18 protein-coding genes and 1 pseudogene are annotated in these 20,197 nt (G+C 62.9%); 16 read left to right on the top strand and 3 right to left on the bottom strand.

Features of this window, described 5'->3' with window-relative positions; translation table 11 throughout:
* Nucleotides 1–83: 83 nt before the first annotated feature.
* The 4 genes from ACIPSK_RS01620 to ACIPSK_RS01605 are packed head-to-tail and all read left to right on the top strand — an operon-like array spanning nt 84 to nt 5,120.
* Nucleotides 84–1,334, top strand: a complete 1,251-nt coding sequence (locus tag ACIPSK_RS01620) for a sarcosine oxidase subunit beta family protein (protein WP_162115112.1) — start codon at nt 84–86, stop codon at nt 1,332–1,334.
* Nucleotides 1,335–1,346: 12 nt separating this feature from the next.
* Nucleotides 1,347–1,628: a sarcosine oxidase subunit delta gene (locus tag ACIPSK_RS01615; protein ID WP_162115113.1), complete on the top strand. Its 282-nt coding sequence runs from the start codon at nt 1,347–1,349 to the stop codon at nt 1,626–1,628.
* Nucleotides 1,625–4,582, top strand: a complete 2,958-nt coding sequence (locus ACIPSK_RS01610) for a sarcosine oxidase subunit alpha family protein (protein WP_162115114.1) — start codon at nt 1,625–1,627, stop codon at nt 4,580–4,582. The genes ACIPSK_RS01615 and ACIPSK_RS01610 overlap by 4 nt, the downstream gene beginning before the upstream one ends.
* Nucleotides 4,575–5,120, top strand: coding sequence for a sarcosine oxidase subunit gamma (locus ACIPSK_RS01605; protein ID WP_162115115.1), 546 nt, complete (start codon nt 4,575–4,577; stop codon nt 5,118–5,120). The genes ACIPSK_RS01610 and ACIPSK_RS01605 overlap by 8 nt, the downstream gene beginning before the upstream one ends.
* A 23-nt stretch (nt 5,121–5,143) precedes the next feature.
* On the opposite strand, the gene ACIPSK_RS01600 is transcribed toward ACIPSK_RS01605, so the two are convergent.
* Both ACIPSK_RS01600 and ACIPSK_RS01595 read right to left on the bottom strand, forming a co-directional pair.
* Nucleotides 5,144–6,286 carry a CpaF family protein gene (locus tag ACIPSK_RS01600; RefSeq protein WP_032985809.1) on the bottom strand — a complete coding sequence of 381 codons (1,143 nt, stop codon included), beginning with the start codon at nt 6,284–6,286 and terminating at the stop codon, nt 5,144–5,146.
* The gene (locus ACIPSK_RS01595; protein ID WP_260060310.1) at nt 6,286–6,408 is read right to left on the bottom strand and encodes a hypothetical protein; all 123 of its coding nucleotides are present in this window, start codon (nt 6,406–6,408) and stop codon (nt 6,286–6,288) included. Before ACIPSK_RS01595 ends, ACIPSK_RS01600 begins: the two co-directional genes overlap by 1 nt.
* A 517-nt stretch (nt 6,409–6,925) precedes the next feature.
* On the opposite strand from ACIPSK_RS01595, the gene ACIPSK_RS01590 reads away from it, so the two are divergent.
* The 11 genes from ACIPSK_RS01590 (at nt 6,926) to ACIPSK_RS01540 (ending at nt 17,342) form a co-directional block, all read left to right on the top strand.
* The gene (locus tag ACIPSK_RS01590; protein ID WP_018246152.1) at nt 6,926–7,129 is read left to right on the top strand and encodes a hypothetical protein; all 204 of its coding nucleotides are present in this window, start codon (nt 6,926–6,928) and stop codon (nt 7,127–7,129) included.
* Nucleotides 7,130–7,142: 13 nt separating this feature from the next.
* Entirely contained in the window at nt 7,143–7,706 is a 564-nt protein-coding gene (locus tag ACIPSK_RS01585; RefSeq protein WP_162115116.1) for an A24 family peptidase, read from the top strand.
* 5 nt (nt 7,707–7,711) lie between these two features.
* Complete coding sequence (locus ACIPSK_RS01580; protein ID WP_162115117.1) at nt 7,712–8,509, top strand: TadE/TadG family type IV pilus assembly protein; 798 nt, start codon at nt 7,712–7,714, stop codon at nt 8,507–8,509.
* Complete coding sequence (locus tag ACIPSK_RS01575) at nt 8,506–10,149, top strand: TadE/TadG family type IV pilus assembly protein (protein WP_162115118.1); 1,644 nt, start codon at nt 8,506–8,508, stop codon at nt 10,147–10,149. Before ACIPSK_RS01580 ends, ACIPSK_RS01575 begins: the two co-directional genes overlap by 4 nt.
* Nucleotides 10,121–10,801: a TadE/TadG family type IV pilus assembly protein gene (locus ACIPSK_RS01570; RefSeq protein WP_162115119.1), complete on the top strand. Its 681-nt coding sequence runs from the start codon at nt 10,121–10,123 to the stop codon at nt 10,799–10,801. The genes ACIPSK_RS01575 and ACIPSK_RS01570 overlap by 29 nt, the downstream gene beginning before the upstream one ends.
* 1 nt (nt 10,802) lies before the next feature.
* A complete protein-coding gene (locus tag ACIPSK_RS01565; RefSeq protein WP_162115120.1) occupies nt 10,803–11,729 on the top strand; it encodes a hypothetical protein in 927 nt (308 codons plus the stop codon).
* A complete protein-coding gene (gene cpaB / locus ACIPSK_RS01560) occupies nt 11,726–12,682 on the top strand; it encodes a Flp pilus assembly protein CpaB (RefSeq protein WP_162115121.1) in 957 nt (318 codons plus the stop codon). The genes ACIPSK_RS01565 and cpaB overlap by 4 nt, the downstream gene beginning before the upstream one ends.
* A gap of 20 nt (nt 12,683–12,702) precedes the next feature.
* Entirely contained in the window at nt 12,703–14,601 is a 1,899-nt protein-coding gene (locus ACIPSK_RS01555) for an ATPase, T2SS/T4P/T4SS family (protein WP_162115122.1), read from the top strand.
* A 94-nt stretch (nt 14,602–14,695) separates the two neighbouring features.
* The gene (locus tag ACIPSK_RS01550) at nt 14,696–15,559 is read left to right on the top strand and encodes a type II secretion system F family protein (RefSeq protein WP_162115123.1); all 864 of its coding nucleotides are present in this window, start codon (nt 14,696–14,698) and stop codon (nt 15,557–15,559) included.
* A complete protein-coding gene (locus tag ACIPSK_RS01545) occupies nt 15,556–16,461 on the top strand; it encodes a type II secretion system F family protein (protein ID WP_162115124.1) in 906 nt (301 codons plus the stop codon). The genes ACIPSK_RS01550 and ACIPSK_RS01545 overlap by 4 nt, the downstream gene beginning before the upstream one ends.
* A 2-nt stretch (nt 16,462–16,463) precedes the next feature.
* Entirely contained in the window at nt 16,464–17,342 is an 879-nt protein-coding gene (locus tag ACIPSK_RS01540; RefSeq protein ID WP_162115125.1) for an FHA domain-containing protein, read from the top strand.
* 72 nt (nt 17,343–17,414) lie between these two features.
* Here ACIPSK_RS01540 and ACIPSK_RS01535 read toward each other — a convergent pair.
* Nucleotides 17,415–19,342: pseudogene (locus ACIPSK_RS01535) on the bottom strand (adenylate/guanylate cyclase domain-containing protein).
* A 334-nt stretch (nt 19,343–19,676) separates the two neighbouring features.
* Between ACIPSK_RS01535 and ACIPSK_RS01530 the strand changes: the two are divergent.
* Nucleotides 19,677–20,117 (top strand): hypothetical protein, encoded by a 441-nt coding sequence (locus ACIPSK_RS01530; protein WP_017968504.1) that lies wholly within the window; start codon nt 19,677–19,679, stop codon nt 20,115–20,117.
* Nucleotides 20,118–20,197: the final 80 nt, after the last annotated feature.

The raw sequence follows: 20,197 nt of genomic DNA, 5'->3' as shown, positions 1-20,197 counted from the left end.
CTTTCTTAGCCAATCATGTCCCTTTTGTGCAAGTCCGCCCTCCCCTTTCTGGCATCATGCAGCTGTTCTTTCCGGGGTGACCCATGCGCTATTCCGCTCTTTCGATTATCCTCAACGGCCTTCGCGGCAACAAAAGCTGGTTGCCTGCCTGGCGCGACCCGGCGCCGAAGCCGCATTACGACGTCATCATCGTCGGTGGCGGCGGCCATGGTCTTGCCACCGCCTATTATCTTGCCAAGGAATTCGGCGTCACCAATGTCGCCGTCCTCGAAAAGGGCTATCTCGGCTCCGGCAATATCGGCAGGAACACGACGATCATCCGCTCGAACTACCTGTTGCCGGGCAATAATCCCTTCTACGAGCTGTCGATGAAGCTCTGGGAAGGGCTGGAGCAGGACTTCAACTTCAACGCCATGGTCTCGCAGCGCGGCGTGCTCAACCTCTTCCATTCCGACGCCCAGCGCGACGCTTATACGCGCCGCGGCAACGCCATGCGGCTGCACGGCGTCGACGCCGAGCTTCTCGACCGGCAGGCGGTGCGCAAGAAATTGCCCTTCCTCGACTTCGACAATGCCCGTTTCCCCATCATGGGCGGCCTGTTCCAGCCGCGCGGCGGCACGGTGCGCCATGATGCGGTCGCCTGGGGTTATGCGCGCGGCGCAGACAGCCGCGGTGTCGACATCATTACCCAGTGCGAGGTGACCGGCATCCGCAGCGAAAACGGTCAGGTGACCGGCGTCGAGACCAGCAAGGGTTTCATCGGCTGCGGCAAGCTGGCGCTGGCGGCCGCCGGCAATTCCACCGTCGTCGCCGATATGGCCGGCCTGCGGCTGCCGATCGAAAGCCATGTGCTGCAGGCCTTCGTTTCCGAAGGACTGAAGCCGTTTATCGACACGGTCGTCACCTTTGGCGCCGGGCATTTCTACGCGTCCCAGTCTGACAAGGGCGGCCTGGTCTTCGGCGGCGATATTGACGGCTACAATTCCTATGCCCAGCGCGGCAATCTCGCTTCGGTCGAGCACGTCGCGGAAGCCGGGCTGGCGCTGATCCCGTCGCTGTCGCGCGTGCGTTATCTGCGCTCCTGGGGCGGCGTCATGGATATGAGCATGGACGGCTCGCCGATCATCGACCGCACCCATATCGACAATCTCTATCTCAACGCCGGCTGGTGTTACGGCGGCTTCAAGGCCACGCCGGCCTCCGGCTTCTGCTACGCCCATCTGATCGCCCGCAATACGCCGCATCAGACCGCCCGCGCCTTCCGGCTCGACCGCTTCGCGCGCGGCTATCCGATCGACGAAAAGGGCGTCGGCGCCCAGCCCAACCTGCACTGAGGACATTTGACGATGGCAAGCCTGATTTCCTGTCCCCATTGCGGCGCCCGACCGAAGGAGGAATTTTCGATCCGCGGCGATGCGGGCCTTATCAGGCCGGCGCCGGATGCCGGTGCGGATGCCTGGTTCGATTATGTCTATCTGCGCGACAATCCGCGCGGCCGGCACAGTGAATACTGGCACCATTCCTCCGGATGCCGGCGCTGGCTGATCGTCGAACGCGATACCGTCACCCATGCGGTCCACGGCGTCAGGGACGCCGCCCTTTCCAAGCTCGGCGGAGAACCGGCATGACGAGCTTCCGTCTTTCCTCCGGCGGCCGCATCGACCGCACGACTTCGCTCGGTTTCACCTTTGACGGCAGGCCGCTCGAAGGCCATCCGGGCGACACACTCGCCTCGGCGCTGCTTGCCAACGGCGTCCAGCTCGTCGGCCGCAGCTTCAAATATCATCGCCCGCGCGGCATCCTGACGGCGGGGGCTGCCGAACCGAACGCGCTGGTGACGACAGGCAACGGCGGGCGCACCGAGCCGAATACACGCGCGACGATGATCGAGCTTTACCAGGGGCTGACGGCAAGGAGCCAGAATCGCTGGCCTTCGCTCGGCTTCGATGTCGGCGCGGTCAACGGGCTGCTGTCGCCCTTCCTCAGCGCCGGTTTCTACTACAAGACCTTCATGTGGCCGGCGGCCCTCTGGGAAAAGCTCTACGAGCCGGTGATCCGCAAGGCGGCAGGCCTCGGCAGAGCATCCTATGAGGCTGATCCCGATTCCTACGAGAAATGCTGGGCGCATTGCGATCTGCTGGTGATCGGCGCCGGCCCGACCGGTCTTGCCGCAGCGTTGACCGCCGGCCGTGCCGGGGCGCGCGTCATCCTCGCCGACGAGGGATCCGACCTGGGCGGCAGTCTGCTTTCCGACAGCGGCACCATCGACGGCCAGCCGGCGGGCGCGCTTCTCGGTGAGTTGCTTGCCGAACTGGAGGGACTTCCGAATGTGCGGCGTCTGCCGCGCATGACGGTGTTCGGCTGGTACGACGACAATGTCTTCGGCGCCGTCGAACGGGTGCAGAAGCATGTGGCGATGCCCGATCCGGAACGCCCGGTCGAACGATTGTGGCGCATCGTCGCCCGCCAGGCGATCCTTGCGACCGGCGCCGAGGAGCGTCCGCTCGTCTTCGGCGGCAACGATATTCCCGGTGTGATGATGGCAGGCGCGATGCGCAGCTATCTCACTCGACAAGCGGTCGCGCCCGGCAGAAGCACTGTCATCTTCACCACCAACGATGCCGGATATCGCACCGCCGCCGATCTCGAGGCCGCCGGCCTCACGGTCGCGGCGATCGTCGACAGCCGCGGGGATGGAGGTGGGAGTTGGCAGGGCCGCGCCGAAGTGCTGGAGGGCGCCAGGGTCATCGATGCATTTGGCGGCGAGCGCCTGCGCGGCGTCACCATCAAGACCGCAGACGGCACCCGCCGGATCGAAGCGGATGCGCTTGCCATGTCGGGCGGCTGGAGCCCGATCATTCATCTTGCCTGCCATCGCGGTGCAAAACCGCAATGGTCGCACGAGGCCTCGACGTTTCTGGCGCCTGTCCAGCAGGAAGGCCTTGCCGTTGCCGGCTCGGCCGCCGGCATGGCGCAAACCGCGACCTGCCTCGGCGATGGCGCGGAAAAGGCAGCTGCCGCGTTGAAGGCGATCGGTTTCGCAGCGGCAGAGCCGGCCTTTGCCGCCGCTTCCGAGACGGCCGCACAGGCAAAGCCGCTCTGGTCGGTGAAGGGTTCGAAGGGCAAGGCTTTCGTCGATTATCAGAACGACGTGCATCTCAAGGATCTGGGCCTCGCCGTCCGCGAAGGCTACGGCCATGTCGAGCTCGCCAAACGTTACACCACATCAGGCATGGCGACCGACCAGGGCAAGCTTTCCAACATCAACGCCATCGGCATCCTTGCCGAGGCGCGCCGCGTGTCGCCCGCCGAAGTGGGAACGACGACCTTCCGGCCCTTCTATACACCGGTTTCCTTCGGCGCCTTGACCGGGGCATCGCGCGGCAAACATTTCCAGCCGGCCCGCAAATCGCCGTTGCATGGCTGGGCCGAGAAGAACGGCGCGGTCTTCGTCGAAACCGGCCTTTGGTATCGCTCCTCCTGGTTCCCGCGCGCCGGCGAGACGACATGGCGCCAAAGCGTCGACCGCGAGGTGCTGAACATCAGGATGAACGCCGGCCTCTGCGACGTCTCGACCCTCGGCAAGATCGAAATCTTTGGCAAGGACGCCGCGGCCTTCCTCGATCGCATCTATTGCAACGGCTTCGCCAAGCTTGCTTTGGGCAGGGCGCGTTACGGCATCATGCTGCGCGAGGACGGCTTCATCTATGATGACGGCACCACCAGCCGGTTCAGTGACGAGCATTTCTTCATGACGACGACGACGGCGCTGGCAGCCGGCGTTTTGACCCATCTGGAATTCTGCGCCCAGACGCTGTGGCCGGAGCTCGACGTCTGCTTCGCCTCCTCGACCGATCAATGGGCGCAAATGGCCGTTGCCGGGCCGAAGTCGCGCCCCATTCTTCAGGAGATCGTCGACGAGGACCTGTCGGATGCGGCTTTCCCCTTCATGAGTGCCCGCAAGGTCACCCTCTTCGGCGGCCGCCTCGAAGGCCGGCTCTTCCGGATCTCCTTCTCCGGCGAACTCGCCTACGAGCTGGCAGTACCGGCCGGTTACGGCGAAGGCGTTGCCGATGCGATCATGGTATCAGGGGAGAAGCACGGCATCTGCGCCTATGGCGCCGAAGCGCTCGGCGTCATGCGCATCGAGAAGGGTCATGTCACCCATGCAGAGATCAACGGTACGGTGACGCCTGGCGATCTCGGTTTCGGCCGCATGGTCTCATCAACCAAGCCGGACTTCATCGGAAAGGCAATGCTGGCGCGCCAAGGGCTGCAGGATCCCGAGCGGCCGCGCCTCGTCGGCGTCAAGCCGCTTAATCCGGCAAGCGGCTTCCGCACCGGCTCGCATATTCTTGCCGACGGCGTTGCGGCGACGCTCGAAAACGACCAGGGCTACGTCACCTCAAGTGCCTTTTCGCCGACACTCGGCCATACGATCGGCCTGGCGCTCGTCCGGCGTGGGCCGGAACGCATCGGTGAAAGGGTGACGGTCTGGAACGGCCTGCGCAACGAATTCACCGATGCGGTGCTCTGCCATCCCGTCTTCATCGATCCCGAAAACGAGAAGCTCCATGCGTGATCTTCCGCAACACAAACCGGTTCTGGCCGGCATGGTTTATAACGGCATCTCAGGGGCGGGCCTTCGGCTTGAAGCCTTGCCGGAGGGCCATCTCCTGCATGTGCTCGGCGCAATCGAACCATCAGCGCTCACCGCGGAATTGGTGAAAGCGGGCTTTGCGAAAAGTTCGATCCGCCAGGCGGGTTTCCGGCAATGGTTCGTCGCCGGTGACGAGCCGCTCGTGCCCGCCAGCCTCCATGCTCTCGCGGCAGCGCTTGCGGGAAGGTCCTTCGTCATGGACCAGAGCCACGGCCGCGTGCGTATCGGCGTTTCCGGCCGTTCTTCGCGCGCACTTCTGTCACGAGGCACAGCCGTCGATCTCGATCCTTCCGTCTTTCCGGAAGGCCATTCTGTGCTGACGATGGTCGGTCATCTCTCCGTGCAGATCGTCCGCACCGGCGATGACAGCTTCGAACTCACGGTCCTGCGGAGTTTTGCCGAAAGCCTCTGGGACGATCTCGCGCATATGGCGGCGAGCGCGGAAAAGGACGGCGTCTAACAGAGGAGGGTCTGGGATCGTTATTAAGCGGTATGCAGCGCGGCGGCTCCGACCCATTCGGGGCGCTCCGCACCTTGCAGCTCTTCCAGCGCATCGGCGGCGAAGCTCGGCACGACACCCGTCCACAGCAGTGCGCCGTCGGGATTGGAATGACCGTCGCCCTCGAGCTTGTAGATGCTTTCGACGATATACTGGCCGTCATTGTTCAGGCCCTTGATCTCGGAAATCTCGATCACGCGGCGCCGGCCGGTGCGCTTGAAGCGGGCGATCTGCACGACGACATCGACCGCCGAGGCGATCTGGGCGCGCAGGGGCCGAAGCGGCATGTCGATATCAGACATCAGCGCCAGCGTTTCCAGCCGGTGTAGGGAGTCATAGGGGGTGTTCGCGTGCACCGTCGAAAGGCTGCCGCTGTGGCCTGATGTCATCGCCTGGATCATATCGAGCGCCTCGCCGCCGCGGCACTCGCCGACGATGATCCGGTCGGGCCGCATGCGCAGCGACGAGCGGAACAGGTCGCGGATGCTGGCGCCGCCGCGACCGAAACGGTCGGGCTTGGTCACTTCGAGATAGACCACGTGTTCCTTGCGGATCTGCAGTTCGGACGTGTCCTCGATGACGATGACGCGCTCGTGGTCGGCAAAGGCTTCCGACAGCGCGTTCAGCATCGTCGTCTTGCCGGTGCCGGTGCCGCCGGAGATGATGACGTTCTTCTGCAGCCCGACGGCCGCCTGCAGCAGCGACAGCGATTCCTCCGTCAGGCTGCCCTGGGTGACGAGGTCGCGGATGCTGCGATGTTCTTTCAGGAAGCGGCGAATGGAGATGCAGAGCCCGGTGCGGGCGGCCGGCGGCTGGATCATCTGCACGCGCGAACCATCCGGCAGGCGCGCCTCGATGCTCGGCTCCTCGGGCGTCAGTCGCTTGCCTGAGAATTGCGCGATGCTGCGCGCGGCCGATTCCAGATCTTCGCGACTGGCAAAACGCGTATCGGCGCGTTCGAGCTTGCCTCGCCTTTCGACGAAGATGTCGGATGTCCCGTTGATCAGGATTTCGGACACGCTCGGATCGTCGAGGAGAAAACGGATCGGCCCGAGCAGCTTGTCCAGCGCCCGGGTCAGGACCTGGAAGGTTGCCTGTTCGGCAGCGTCGTCGGAAACGGCCTTCATCAGAGCGGCATCCCGACCAGGACCGTGCTCATGCCGAACAGTGTCGCCATCATCTGGACCGCGGTCGGAAAGAACATCATCAGTGGAATGAGGACCAATCCAAGTATTAAGATGCTGCTCATCGTTTCCATCGTTCTCTCTCCGGATCGACTGGCGGGCGACATCCGCCATTTTCCGAAAGCTTAATCCAGATCGCCAAACAACGCCATGGCCGGGCCCCGCGGAGGCAGTCATTATGATCGCCATATGCTGTTTCTTCTATCGCTTTGAAAGAATTGACCAATTATGGAGCAGTAGACGAGGCCTCGCCAGGTTGGCAAAAACTTCGGCCACGCAGCTAAAATCTTAGCCCGTTCAAGCGGTTAGTTGAAAAAATATGACGTCAACTGCGATTGTGCCGGCGATGCCTCCAAGACAATTGGAACCCTTCGTTTCGTTTGCTTGACGGAGGGCTGGCCTTGGGCGCACTCTTGGGTCTTAATGGTGTTGTTCAACAAACGTTGGCAGCCGGGGAAGATAAGCTGAAGCAGAAAATATCGTTGGATCGAGCAACATGCTCGTTCGGATCGATGGCGTATGCTTGGTTCATCTTCATCAGGGCTTCGAACCGAAACAAACCTGGGAATGAGGAGTAATCACATGTTTGGTAAACTCAAGACTCTCGCAATTGCACTTCACAAGGACGAGCGTGGCGACATGGCCCAGATCGTCCTGGCCGTCGCCCTGATCGTCATTCCGCTGATGCTGCTTCTGCTCGCATTCGGTAAGCAGATCGGCGAATGGTTCAATGAAAAGAACACGGCGCTCTCGGATGCCGAGAGAATTCCTGAGCCGGGTCAATAAGCGGGTCGGGATCATGGATACGACCTATGATCTGACCCTGATGCCTGCGGCGGCGGCTCTTGCCGTCGCCTGCACCATGACCGCGGCGGTGCTCGACCATCGCCACGGTCATATCCCGAACGCCGTCACCTATCCCTGCCTGCTTGCCGGGTTCATGTTGGCGGCAGTCAGCGGCGGTCTCGCAGGAACAGGGCTTGCCTTCGCAGGCCTCCTTGCAGCCGGCCTGATCTTTCTCATCGCCTTCGCAGCCGGAAGCTGCGGCGGCGGCGACGTCAAGCTGATGGCGGCGCTCGGCGCCATTCTCGGCCTCTGGCCCGCCATCGACGTCACCCTTGCATCGCTCATGGTCGGCGGCGTGATTGCCGTTTTCTCCATGGCGCGGCGTGTTCAGTGGAGCGTGCTGGCGCGAACGGTCGGACTGTTTGCGCTTCTCCTGCCCGCCGGTTTCCGCGACGCCGCTTCCGTGCTGAAGCCGCGCGAGACACATCATACCGTGCGCTTCGGCGTTGCCGCTGCTCTCGGACTTCTCTGGTGCCTTTCCATGCCTGATTTCACCCCTCTTTCACTCGTGAGGTAACGGCAATGCGCGCGGAACTCGAACGCCCCATCTTCGACGGCGCCTTCTGGAGTTCGATCCTGCACTCACGGACCTTCTGGATCCCAGAGGATCACGGCGCGCTCTTCGGTACCTTTGCGATCGCCATGATGCTGCTTGCCTCGATGCTGCTGCTGCCGCGGCTTTCCGCCCGCCGGCGCCGGATATCGGAGCTGCACGGCGATACCTCCGGCAGCACGACGATGATGGATTTCGTTCTTGTGACACCGGTCTTCGTCTTCTTCATGTTCGTGGTCTTCCAGTTCACGATCCTGGCCAAGAACCACCTCTTCACCCACTATGCCGCCTATGCGGCGGCGCGCAGCGCCCGCGTCTATTTCTGCCCGCCCCTGCCGATCACCATCCGGAGCATCATCGACGTCAAGACCTGCGATAACGATGCCGCCGCCGGCAAGGCCGATCTTGCCGCCCGCCTGGCGCTGATCCCGGCCGCACCCTACGACCAGCTGAAATGCGTCGGCGCCTGCCAGCCGCCGGAAGAGGCGCTGAAAAGCCTTGCCGATGCCTCGGGCCTTTCGAAGAACTGGCGGGCGATGCGCAACCAGGCCCGCTACATGTTCGATCCGCAGAACGTCACGGTGACCGTCGACCGCGCGCCGATGGCGCTCTATGCCGCCATCAACCGCTCGCCGCATGTGCCGGTCACCGCCAAGGTGGAAGCGCGCTTCCTGCTGCTCGAATATGCCGGCTGGGTTTTTGCCCGCGGTCAGAGGAAGGACGGCCGCTACTATACGATCTCGACGGCGGAGGTGAACCTGCTATGACACCGGCCCTCATCAAGCGCCTGCACCGCGACGAACGCGGCTTCCTGTCGCCGATCATCCTCTATATGACGATCGCGCTTGCCCTGATGATCGTCTGGATCCTGAATACGGGACAGATGATCTACGACAAGCAGCGCACCCAGGACACGGCCGATGCCGCCGCTCTCGTCCATGCCGACTGGGAGGCGCGCTATCTCAACATCATGGCGATGAACAATGTTGCCTCGTCGCAGGCAACCGTTGTCATGGCGACGTCGGTCGCCTTTCAGCTGACGACGGCGGAACTTGCCCTGCGCTCGGGTGTCATTCTGGCGAAACTCGCCGAATATTCGTTCACGGAAGGCTTCGGGCCGGCGTCCCTGCTGCCTCCGCTTCCGCCAATGCCATATTGCCCCGGCTGGCAAAAAGTCCCGATCGTCGGTGGCATCATCTATGGGGCTTGCCTGGCGTTCCAGGGGTTCCGGGCGTTGGAAGCGGCCAAAGCGATCGGATATACGGTGGCGGCGCAAGTCAAATACAATCCTTTGGGCCTCATCGAGAAGTCCAGCGACATCATCGATGCGATGAACGATCTGAACGACTACCTCGTCGAAAGCTTTCCGCAGCGCGTCAGCAACGAAGCCCTGCATCTGGTGCGCTTGAACAAGTCGGATCACGTCGTCTTTCATCCGCCGTGTGAGTCCTGCAACGACGCCGGAGAGGGCGCCGGCGGTAACCTGCCGGTCGATCGTGACGGCATCAATCCCGCCTCGGCCTATGCTGAAATGTGCCTTGCGATGGCCAACGGCACCCAGGGACAGGACCCGTTTCTGATGCGCGGCGAGTTTGCCAATCGTGGGTTCCCCAACGGCAAGGGCCCGCTAACGGCAGGCGGAGTTGATGGCAGCCATATCCGAGACTGGGTCAACCACGAAAGCGGCGTCGACGATGCGCTGGTGGAGTTCTACATCTTCTACGAAGCCTTCGGCCCGGCCTATCTCAGCAAGGTTCCGTTCAAGGCGATCGTCGAGCAATATGCCGGCGATCTGAGCTGGCTGGAGGAAGCAGCGCTCGATGTCAGCTTCTGGCTGGCGGACAAGGTCTTCGGCGTTGGCTTCGGCATCACCAACCCCTTCCAGCTGCCGATCGACGTGCCGCCGCGCTATTCCGATGCCCAGACGAAGGACGAGAACGATTTCACCCGCAAGTTCGACATGATCTGGAACCAGGTCTGCGGCCCAGCCGGTGGCGCGATTTCCGTGGCGGGTGCTCCCCTGCCCGTCATCTCCTTCCCGAAGCCTTACTGGCTGAAAGGACGCATCCCCTTCAACTTCACGCCTTTTGGAGGCGAGCAGCTCGACGACTACCAGACGCTGGCGATCGTTTCCCGCGCCCCGCGCGCCAGGCTGCAGATCCGCATCTTCAAGGACAAGACACCGTCCGCCTACGCACTCGCGCAGAGCTGGGTCCACAATTACACGGCCTTCGATCTCTACACTCAGGACTGGCTGGCATCGCTTGCGCCCGCCACGCTTGCCGACGATATCGGTGAGGTTTCCAACACCATCAAGCAGAGCCCGGCGGCTGACAGCTTTACCGGCTTGACCCGCGTCTTCGACCGAGGAGGAGCCAATGCCTGGGCTGCCGTCAACACACACTGAGCCTATGGGCGGTCCTGCTGGCCGCGGGCTGCTGATGCGGCTGCACCGCGACAGGCGCGGTCTGGCCTCGATCGAATTCGTGCTCGCCGCGCCTGTTATCTTGCTGATCGTGATTTTCGTCATCCACGCGAACAAGATTTCCACCAAGAAGGTCGGAACCATGCTTGCGATGCGCAACGCCGCCTTCGCCGAAGCAAATGGGTTGGACTGCACGTCGGATTTCTCGAATGTCGTCCCGATCCCGGCTCTGCCGGCAGTGCCCGGGGGCGACGCCATCAACTGCTCGCGCACACCATCGCATGAAGGCGATGGCGACCCGCAGCGCACCTTTGTCTGGGACGATGTCCAAAATACCTTGAAGAGCGACGGCCGCGACTTCGGAGACATGGTCGGCGACCTCGCCAATGAGAAGCCGCAGCTCGTCACCGCGACAGCCGACCGCGTCTACAAGTTCAGGGATTCCGACGATCTCGATACGATCAGGAGCCTCCGCTGGAAGGATGCGTTCACGGTGGATGATTCGACGCTGTTTGCCTCGCACAACAATGACACCACGAGCCACGGCTACGATCCGACGCTGCGCCGCGAAATTCGCGATGTCGCCGACGATTCCGGCGATCTGTTCGACGGCGTCTTTCCGGGAGCGAAATAAGATGAGACAGGGCCCCCGCGTCTCCCATCATCCCCTCGGCCATCTCACCGGTTTGGCGCTCGTCATCGGGCTTGCCGCCGCCATGGCCACGCCGGGCCGCGCCGAGATCTACAAGGATTTGAGGGTGACGCTGAATTCGATGCTGGCCGGCATCGTCGGCGCGCCGGAACGCGCGCCGCGCGATCTCGTCATCAACGGCCAGCCGCTTGAATTCACGCCCTATCAGAGCGATCGCAGCATTTCCGATATCACCGACGAATGGCTGCGGGTACTGGCCGTCAATACAAGGCCCGCCATGCCGAAAGGCAATGACAGGCAAGAACTGACTGACGTCATCGCCGCCAACATGCTGATCGTCCCGAAGATGAGCCGCATCCGCGATGATCTTGCCGTGGTGGTACGGTTCTTCGACGGCGACGGCGAGGCGGCCCTCGACTATCTCAGACGCCAGGATCCGGCCAATCCCTCGGCAAGGGCGCCGATCCCCGGCGTCTCGATCATGATCCGCCGTCCCGCCGACGCGCCGAGGACCGAGGTGCTGATGAGCCGCTTCGAGGATGTCGCGGCGACGCTGCCGGCCTTCGCGGCTGCGGCCGATGTCAGCAAGCTGCCGATGTCGCTGCGTCCGCCGGCCGGTGCCGAGGTGCTGAGCGATATCGGCGATCGCGACAAGGGCCACACGTCACGCACGGTCGTGTCTAAAGGCACGCTGTCGGCCACGCGCTGGTCGGATCAGCGCGCCGATCTTCTTGCCCGCGACGGCTTCACCATCGAGACCCCGCCGGTGCAGCACGGCCGGGTCACAGCACTTTATGGCCGGCGCGGCAGCGTCGAGGCCAATGTCTTGTACACCCGCAGTAAAACCGACGGCCGGACCGTCGAAGTCATCCAAATCAGGCAACCCTTCGTCGAAGGAACAACACCATGAACTGGAAGCTCATCGCGGCCGTGATCGTCGGTCTCATTACCGGCGTTCTGCTCTACTTCTGGACCGAGAGCGTCAAGAACGAGCAGGTGGCCTATGCCTTCATGCGGCTCCAGCCCGACAGGAAGGTGACGCGAGGTCAGGCGATCACGCCCGACATGCTCGCCGAACCGGTGATGCTGCCGGAAAGCTTCGGGGCGCTCGCCAAGCTCGCGGTTCCCGCGGCCAGCGCCTATCAGGAATGGTTGAAGGACAGGACGGCGGCCGCCGACATTCCGGCCGGCTCGGTGCTGCTCTTCCAGTATTTCGACGATAACGACGGCGGACGCTTGACGACGATGATCGCACCCGGCAAGCGGGCACTGACCCTTCCCGTCAACGCCGCCTCGGCTGTCGGCCATTTCGTCGAGCCGGGCAGCTATGTCGATATCCTCGGCACGGTCGACGAACCGGTCGAACCTGTGGCGCCGGCCGCAGCAGCCCAGCCGGGAGCTCCTGGCCAGCCCGCTCCCGTGCCAGGTCAGCCTGCCGTTCCGGGCCAGGCGCCGGCCGTAGCCGGACAGCCGCAGGCTCCAGCCCAGCCGCAGTCACCGGTCGAGCAGATGCTGAAGAACTATCTCACCCAGTATCCGGGCGCCGACGAGAACGATGTCAACGCTTACCGCAAACAGGCGCAGGACTATAAACTCGGCATCAGTTCGCGCACCCGCGTCGTCACCCGCACCTTCCTGCAGAATGTCAAAGTGCTGGCCGTTGGCGCGGCGACGACGGCGGAGGGTGCAGTCACCAAGGCCAACAGCGCTTACAACAATGTGACCGTCGAAGTGACGCCGTCGGAAGCCGAAATGCTGATCTTTGCCATGGGCCAGTCGAACGGCAGCCTCAACCTCGTGCTGCGCAATCCGGCCGACAATACCGTCGAGGACCTGCCGAGCATCAACTGGACGCGGATGTGACCGTCGCGGGGGAATGAGCCATGCTGTTGAAGATTTCCTATGAGGACGGCAGCGGTCGGGAGGTGATCCCGCTCTCGGCGAACGAGACCTATTTCGTCGGCGAAAGCAGCACGCTGACGTTGCCCGCCGGCGCGGGCGTCGTGCGGCTGCGCGGCAGCCACGTCTCTTCGCCGCAATTCGTGCTGCGGAAATCGGGCCAGGGCTGGTCGGTGCAGCATCACGGCCGCAACCCGACGCGCGTCGACGATCAGCCGCTTCGAGCCGGCACGCCGGTTGCGGTTTCGGCCGGCATGTCGATCTGGGTGCCGAACGTCACGATCGAGCTCGTCGAGCCGGCCGCCGCGCCCGTCGCGGTCACGCAGTTTCCCGATCAGGAACGCGTGCTCGCCCTGCAGATGGAAATTCACGAGCGCCTGCTGAAGGACACGCAGTATGACCGGCTGGTGAAATCCTCCGATTTCGGCCGCGAGGAGACGCGCACCCGTATCCGCGAGCGTCTCGACATGTTCATCAAGGAGGCGCTCGACAGCGCGCCGCAGGATCTCGTCATCCTCGTCATCAAGAACGCCGTCTATCGGTGGCTGGCAAAACGCATCGCCCGGACGGGCCGGCGTGACGCCTCGTCGAATGCCGCAAGCCTCTCGCGTGAGGAGCAGGACAATCGCCGCCTGTTCGACGTCGGCAAGGCGCTGATTTCGGCCTTGCAGCTTAAGCTGAACTTCGAATCCACCCGCTCCGACTTCGCCCAGCTCGATAGCCGTTTCAGCGCCGCATTCCAGTCCAGGCAGGCTCTTTTCAACGCCGGCGACCGCTACGAGATCGCCCATATGCACCTGCGCTCCAATATCGAGGAGCTGATGTATCGCTGGGGGACGATCTCCGAACTGATGGATCTCGATGTCATCTCGGAAATCATGGTGACGCGCTACGACGAGATCTACGTCGAGAAATTCGGCCTGCTGGAGCGCTACCCCTTCGCCTTCGCCAACGAGCGGCAGTTGATGAAGGTGATCGAGCGCATCGCCGTCGATTCCAACCGCTCGATCAACGAAAGCGAGGCGATGGCCGACTTCCGCATGCCGGATGGCTCGCGCGTCAACGCCGTCATTCCGCCGCTGGCGGTCAAGGGCGCTTGCCTGACCATCCGCAAGTTCGGCGGCAAGTCGCGGCTCGATATCAGCAAGCTGGTGACCGCCGGCGCGCTCAGCGAGCCGATGCGCGCCTTCCTCGAGGCAGCCGTCCGCTCGCGCAAGAACATCGTCGTCTCAGGCGGCACCGGCTCCGGCAAGACGACGCTCTTGAACAGCCTGTCTCAGTTCATCCCGGTCGGCGAGCGCGTCGTTGCCGTCGAGGACACGTCGGAACTGCAGCTCGACGGCATCCATGTCGTCTATCTGCAATCGCGGCCGAAGACGGCGGAGTCCGAGACCAGCGTCACCATCCGCGACCTCGTGCGAAACGCATTGCGCATGCGTCCCGACCGCATCATCGTCGGCGAGTGCCGTGGTGCGGAGGCGATCGACATGCTGCAGGCGATGAACACCGGCCATGCCGGCTCGATGACGACGGCGCATGCCAACACACCGCAGGACATGATGACCCGCCTGGAAGTGATGGTGCTGCAGGGGCAGAGCTCGCTGCCTGTCATGGCGATCCGCCAGCAGATCGTTGCCGCCGTCGAGCTCGTCGTGCAGCTGAATCGGCTGGCGAACGGCCGGCGCGCCGTCACCGAGATATCGGAGGTGATCGGCATCGATCCGGATACCGGCCTCATCATCGTCGAGCCGATCTTCAATCTCGTCGGCCGCGCCGGCGGCCAGGCCGTGCATGCCTTCACCGGCTACCTGCCGAGCTTCGTCGCCGAGCTCGTCGAGTTCAACGACGACGGCGAGATCGAAAAACTGGACATGTTCGTCTAGAGCGGTTCCAGAACCGCTCTAGGCTTTTGTTTTTACGCAATTCAGAACGGAAACCGCTTCGCACTTTTCGTGGAATTGCTCTGAGGGGGAAGCCATGGATATCAGCATTCTGCAGATTTTTACGGTCGCCCTCGGCGCGGTCACAGTGGGACTGCTCGTCTGGGGCGCGCCGGTGCGCTGGCCGGCGCCGCTGCTGCGTGCCACCGAGCGTGACATTGCGCTCGCCAGCGAGGCGGCGCAGGTCTTCGGGCGCGATGCCGTTCCGCCCTATACGATGATCCTCGCCTACGGCATCACGGCGATCGTCGTCTTCGCGGTGGTCTCGCTGATCTTCGGGCCGATCTTCGGCTTCGTCATCGCCATCCCGGTCGCGATCTTCCTCCCCAAGGGCGTGATCCGTTATTTTCTGCAGCGCCGCTGGCTGCAGATCGAATCGCAGCTTCCCTACGCCGTCGACCAGATCGTCTCGGCGGTGCGCACCGGCAAGCCGCTCGCCATCGCCGTCAATGCGGTGGCCGATACCGGCCAGATGCCGGCCTCGCGCGAGTTCGAGCGCATTGCCCGCGAACAGAAGCTCGGCATCGGCCTGGTCGAGGCGCTCGACCGCCACGGCCGCAACGTGCCGAGCCTGCATTTCAAGATGGTCGATGCGGCCCTCGGCCTCTTTGCCCGCCAGGGCGGCGACATCTCCGAACCGCTGACCGAAATGTCGAAATCCTTCAAGGAAATCTGGAAGCTCGATCAGAAGATCACGACCTCGTCGTCGCAGGCGCGCATGAATTTCCGCGTCGTCAACGGCGGTGCGCTGTTCATGATCCTGATGATCTTCTTCGGCCAGCCCGAGTTGATCGACAAGGTGTTCGGCAACGCCATCGGCATCGTCATCGCGATCGTCGGCGCCATTCTCTATGCCACCGGTTTCTTCTGGATGCGCTCGATGATGAAGGTGTCGGTATGATATCTCAGATACCCCTCGCCCCGATTGCCGTCGTCTTTGCCGGGATCACCGCTGCGCTGTTCGTCTGGTGGATCGGCGATCTGCTCGGCAGCATTCACGTGGTGCGCCGGTCCGCCGGCGGCGATGGCCCGCCACCCAATATCGTCGACAGCATCGGCATGCGCACCCCGGTCGAATTCGTGCTGACGCATTTCGAGCAGCTCCTGGCCGATTACGGCGCGCAACTCGAGCAGAAGCTGATCTATGCCGGTCGGCCGTTCGGCGGCGTCACGGGGCGGGAATATATCGCGCTTCTCGTGGTCTTAAGCCTCTTCGGTTTCGTCGTGCTCGGCCTGCTGTTCGGCATTGCCAGCGGCAGCGTGATCGGCGGGCTGGTGGCCGGGCTGATCCTCGGCCTGATCCCCGCCATCTATTTCTGGGTCGTCGCCGACGACAAGGCGCAGGACCGCAAGGAACGCATTTCGCGCGAATTTCCCTATTTCCTCGATCTCGTCGTCATGACGCAGCAGGCGCAGGCGACGCTGCCGGAAAGCCTGAGGCTTTATGCCGAAGCCGCATCCGGCACCGTCATGAGCGAGGAGATCGAACAGACGCTGAAGGACGTGGCGCTCGGCACCGGCATGATTGAGGCGCTGCAGCGGCTGGAGCGCCGCATGACCGCCGAAGAAGTCATCCGCGTCATCCGCGCCGTGATCCAGGGCGAAGTCGAGGGCAGCAACCGTGTCGAGCTGTTGCGCGAACATGCGCGCGACCTGCGCTTCCGCCGCTGGGAAAAGGCCGACAGGGCCAGTGAAAAGCTGAAGGCCAAGATCGTCATGCCGGCGATGATGATCGTCGTGTCGATCCTGCTTCTGGTGCTGGCGCCTGCAATTGTCGAGATGATGTCGAGTGGGATGTTCTGATCATGGCCTTTTTTTCCTTCTTTCGTGGAAACAAACCAAGCCTTCTGCAGACCGGTCCCGGCGGCCAGAGCCGCAGCCATGTGCTCGACCGGCCGGAAATGTCGATCGGCCGGGCGGCTAATGCCGATATCGTCGTCGACGATCCGTTTCTGGCGCCGATCCATGCGCGTATCGAGCGGCAGAGCGACGGCGGCTTCATCATTCGCCGCATGGGACTGAACCCGATCATGCTGCGCGGCGAAGCGCTGTTGCAGACGGCCTCGCTGAAATCAGGCGACAGCTTCCGGCTCGGCAAGGACGTCGAATTCCAGTTCGTCGTCAAGGCCGCCGCCAAGGAAGCGCCGAAGAAGCAGGCCTCCAAGGTCGGTGACGACAAGCCGAAGAAGTCGCTCCTCAAACAGCCGGCCTTCCTCGCCGGCATGGGTGTTGCCTATCTCGCCGTCGTCGGCATCATCGGCTACGTCATCCTGTCCGGCGGCAGCAGCGCGGAAACTGGCCCGACGGCCGAGCGCATCAATGCGGAAGCGGCCCGCATTCCGACATGCATCAAGAATGCCAGGCGCATGCGTGAGGTTTCCGAGCAAAGTTTCAACGGGGCTGTCGGCGGCCGCGTCGGCAGGGATGGCGAGGCGACCTATGCCGCCCTTTCGCTGGCAGCCGAACCGTCTGATGACGCCGCGCTGGCAAAGGCCGCCGAGCCGATCGTCGAGGCTTACAAACGCACCGCCCTTGCCGCCCTTGCCTCGGAAAACCGCGGCAACAACACGCTGGCGCAGAGCCTCTACCAGCAGACCTACGATCTCGTCCCCGACATCAACTGCTCGGCCGCGCGCTTCGCGCTGCAGCGCCGCGCCGCGGTGAAGCCGGTCGCACGGCGCTGAGGGCAGGCCTGTAGCAAGCAATGCTCGCCAGTGCCGGGGTGATCAGCGGCGCGCGCGCAGCACAGGGCTGCTCTATGGCTGCCCGAGGGGTTCGGCCTTCCCCGCCTCGCATTGCGGCAGTCGCACAGGTTTGGCGAGGTTCGCCAGCGCCTCGGGCCTGGCGCATGCCGGGAAGCCAGCGAGCGGCATTGTCTCTATGAACCGATTGCGCTCGATTATGCTTAGGCCGGGTTCACTGATCATGCTCTCGACAGTCACCTCGGGGTGCTGTCTGAGAGTTTCCATAGCTGAAGCATGCGCCTCATCGGTTCGACCCAGTGCCGCAAGCGAGCTGCTACGGACCACCCAAGTCCACCTTTGGTAGTTGTTGGGCGTCATGCGCTCCAACATCGTCACCGCGTCTTCATACCGCCCCGCCATAAAATAGGCAGGCGCGAAGAAGTTGGACGCCCACATCGGATAATTCGGGTCGAGCCGCATGACCTTGTCGACATTTGAGCACCGCGTTCTGGTTCACCGAATCGTGCTGCATAGCCGCTGTAAAAAGTCAGGATTTCGGACGAACCCGGTGCGAGACGAAGGGCCGTTTCGAATTCGGACTTGCCGCGGCCCATATCGCCCTTATTGGCAAGGCTCATACCAAACACCGCATGGGCTTCAGCGTCGCTCGGATCAAGCCGCACCGCGCGTTCGGCCACATCGGCGGCCACCTTGCGGTTGCTCTCGGGATTGACGCCAAACACACCCATCAGATCATGAGCATGGTAAAGTTCTACCCAGGCCCGTGCCAGCCCCGGGTCCAGCTCGACGGCGCGGTTGAGAAACGTGATGGCCTCCTCGTCATCGGCTTTGGTGAGCTTTTCGATCTTCTCGGACCCGAGAAGATAGTAATCATAGGCATTCAGGTTTTCAGGCCGTTTGCGTTTGGCTGCAGCCCGCCCGGCCTCTTGAATCAGTCCCACTCCGCCGCCGAGGCGGTTGGCGACCTGTTCTGCGATTTCGGTCTGAACGGCGAACACGTCCTCATCGGGCCGGTCCCAATTCTCCGACCAAAGATGGTGGCCGGTTTTTGCATCGATCAACTGTGCTGTGATCCGTACCCGGCCACTCTGCCGCTGGATCGAGCCTTCCAGTACAAAGCCGACATGGAACGCGCTTGCGACCTGGCGGGCATCCACGGGCTTGCCTTTATAAACTTCCGTCGAATTCCGCGCCACCACCTCGAATTCGGGAAACCGCGCGAGGTCGGTGATGATGTCCTCAGTCAGCCCATCGGCCAGACGCCCGCTGGCCTCGTCGCCGCCATAATTGTTGAAGGGCAGCACCGCCACCGAAGGCTTGCCACTCAAAGGTTCGGGCTGCAAGAACCACCAGACCCCGCCGCCCGCCAGCGCAAGCGCCACGATAGACGCCGCAGCCGTTTTAGCCCAGCGCGGTATCATTTTGAGAAGCGGCCGACGCGCCCGTTTGCCGTCGAGTCTCAGCCGATACATCCGTACCGGGCGGCTGATATTCTTGACCTGCTGCTCGCCTGCGAAATCGAGCGGCCAGTCGAGTTTGCCCTGGAGATGATCGTATGCCGTTCCCGACACCACCACGCCGCCGGGCTCGGCCAAATGCTCCAGCCGCGCGGCGACATTCACTCCATCCCCATAGACATCGCCATCCACCAAGGCCACATCGCCCAGATTGATCCCGACGCGAAATACGATGCGCTCAGGCTCCGGTAGGTCGGCGTTGCGCGCCGCCACCACACTCTGAAACTCCGCGGCGCAGGCAACCGCATCAACCACGCTGTTGAACGCGACGAGCGTGCCGTCACCCATCAGCTTGATAACGGTGCCATGGCGCTGGGAGATGGCGGGATTGATCAGTTCGGCGCGGATGGCCTTCAGTCGCTTGATGGTGCCGGCCTCATCGGCCTCCATCGCCTTCGAGTAGCCGACCATATCCGCCGCTAGGATCGCGAGCAGCTTCCGGTCAAGCGTGGGGGTACCCATCATCATTGCCTTGCATGAACATGCAACAGTGTCGGCAGTCTACACCCATCGACGCGCCGCAACCAGCACACCGCCAAAACGGTATGTCTGCTTGTGGTGCTATGTCGGCCGTAGAAGTCGATCTTGAAGTTGCCCGGAAAGCGTTAGCTGCCACCGGCCCTGCCACCGAGACTATGTTTGCCATCCGCCTCGCTTTGTGACGGCCTTTTCGCAGCCGGATTCTGGCCGCGTGTTTGGAACTAATGACGAGCGAGACTGTTTCAGCAGTGACTTTGGCATGGCGCTTACGTTCCCTCCTGGCTGGGTAAGCCTCGATTTTGAGGAGACTCGCATCATGAAGATTTCATCCGGATTTCGTTCAGTCGCGGCTGCGGTTATCGCTGCAGCAGCAATCAGCTTTGCCGGCTCCGCGCATGCCGACAGCGGCACGATCAGCTTCTCAGTCTACAAGGCTGCCTTCTTTGTGGGTGGTTCTGGAGGCGAGGGCACGCTGACCTTCCATGGTCGCCACTATCCCATCTCTGTCGGCGGCATTTCGGGCGGCCTCGCTTTCGGGGCTTCTAAGACCTATTTTCATGGTGCCGTTCGCCACATTCGCCGCGCCCGGGATGTGACGGGGGTCTACGGTGCGGCGGGCGGTGGCGGCGCGGTCGGCAAAGGGGCACAGGTAATTGTCATGACTAATGACAAGGGCGCCCAACTCGAACTCTCAGGCAAGCAGGTAGGCCTGCAAGTCAACGCCGATCTCAGCGGCATTGCCATCACAGTGAAGTAAGGGTCGTCGCTCCTTTCGTCATCGCGTCAGTCGGCCCAGCTTTAAGCGCTACCATCTAGGAAGCGGTCGTTCCACTGTCG

It is taken from the genome of Rhizobium sp. LARHSG275 (genome assembly GCF_052871115.1).
Note: the sequence above shows the minus strand (reverse complement) of the source record. Positions and strands in the feature narration are given on the sequence as shown.

What these genes read in the sequence shown, in the direction of transcription:
- ACIPSK_RS01600 (WP_032985809.1), bottom strand. Translation starts at nt 6,286, where the DNA reads ATGAAGGCCGTTTCCGACGACGCTGCCGAACAGGCAACCTTCCAGGTC.
- ACIPSK_RS01530 (WP_017968504.1), top strand. Translation starts at nt 19,677, where the DNA reads ATGAAGATTTCATCCGGATTTCGTTCAGTCGCGGCTGCGGTTATCGCT.
- ACIPSK_RS01545 (WP_162115124.1), top strand. Translation starts at nt 15,556, where the DNA reads ATGATATCTCAGATACCCCTCGCCCCGATTGCCGTCGTCTTTGCCGGG.
- ACIPSK_RS01540 (WP_162115125.1), top strand. Translation starts at nt 16,464, where the DNA reads ATGGCCTTTTTTTCCTTCTTTCGTGGAAACAAACCAAGCCTTCTGCAG.
- ACIPSK_RS01575 (WP_162115118.1), top strand. Translation starts at nt 8,506, where the DNA reads ATGACACCGGCCCTCATCAAGCGCCTGCACCGCGACGAACGCGGCTTC.
- ACIPSK_RS01585 (WP_162115116.1), top strand. Translation starts at nt 7,143, where the DNA reads ATGGATACGACCTATGATCTGACCCTGATGCCTGCGGCGGCGGCTCTT.
- ACIPSK_RS01595 (WP_260060310.1), bottom strand. Translation starts at nt 6,408, where the DNA reads ATGAGCAGCATCTTAATACTTGGATTGGTCCTCATTCCACTGATGATG.
- ACIPSK_RS01605 (WP_162115115.1), top strand. Translation starts at nt 4,575, where the DNA reads ATGCGTGATCTTCCGCAACACAAACCGGTTCTGGCCGGCATGGTTTAT.
- ACIPSK_RS01580 (WP_162115117.1), top strand. Translation starts at nt 7,712, where the DNA reads ATGCGCGCGGAACTCGAACGCCCCATCTTCGACGGCGCCTTCTGGAGT.
- ACIPSK_RS01620 (WP_162115112.1), top strand. Translation starts at nt 84, where the DNA reads ATGCGCTATTCCGCTCTTTCGATTATCCTCAACGGCCTTCGCGGCAAC.
- ACIPSK_RS01570 (WP_162115119.1), top strand. Translation starts at nt 10,121, where the DNA reads ATGCCTGGGCTGCCGTCAACACACACTGAGCCTATGGGCGGTCCTGCT.
- ACIPSK_RS01565 (WP_162115120.1), top strand. Translation starts at nt 10,803, where the DNA reads ATGAGACAGGGCCCCCGCGTCTCCCATCATCCCCTCGGCCATCTCACC.
- cpaB (WP_162115121.1), top strand. Translation starts at nt 11,726, where the DNA reads ATGAACTGGAAGCTCATCGCGGCCGTGATCGTCGGTCTCATTACCGGC.
- ACIPSK_RS01610 (WP_162115114.1), top strand. Translation starts at nt 1,625, where the DNA reads ATGACGAGCTTCCGTCTTTCCTCCGGCGGCCGCATCGACCGCACGACT.
- ACIPSK_RS01555 (WP_162115122.1), top strand. Translation starts at nt 12,703, where the DNA reads ATGCTGTTGAAGATTTCCTATGAGGACGGCAGCGGTCGGGAGGTGATC.
- ACIPSK_RS01615 (WP_162115113.1), top strand. Translation starts at nt 1,347, where the DNA reads ATGGCAAGCCTGATTTCCTGTCCCCATTGCGGCGCCCGACCGAAGGAG.
- ACIPSK_RS01590 (WP_018246152.1), top strand. Translation starts at nt 6,926, where the DNA reads ATGTTTGGTAAACTCAAGACTCTCGCAATTGCACTTCACAAGGACGAG.
- ACIPSK_RS01550 (WP_162115123.1), top strand. Translation starts at nt 14,696, where the DNA reads ATGGATATCAGCATTCTGCAGATTTTTACGGTCGCCCTCGGCGCGGTC.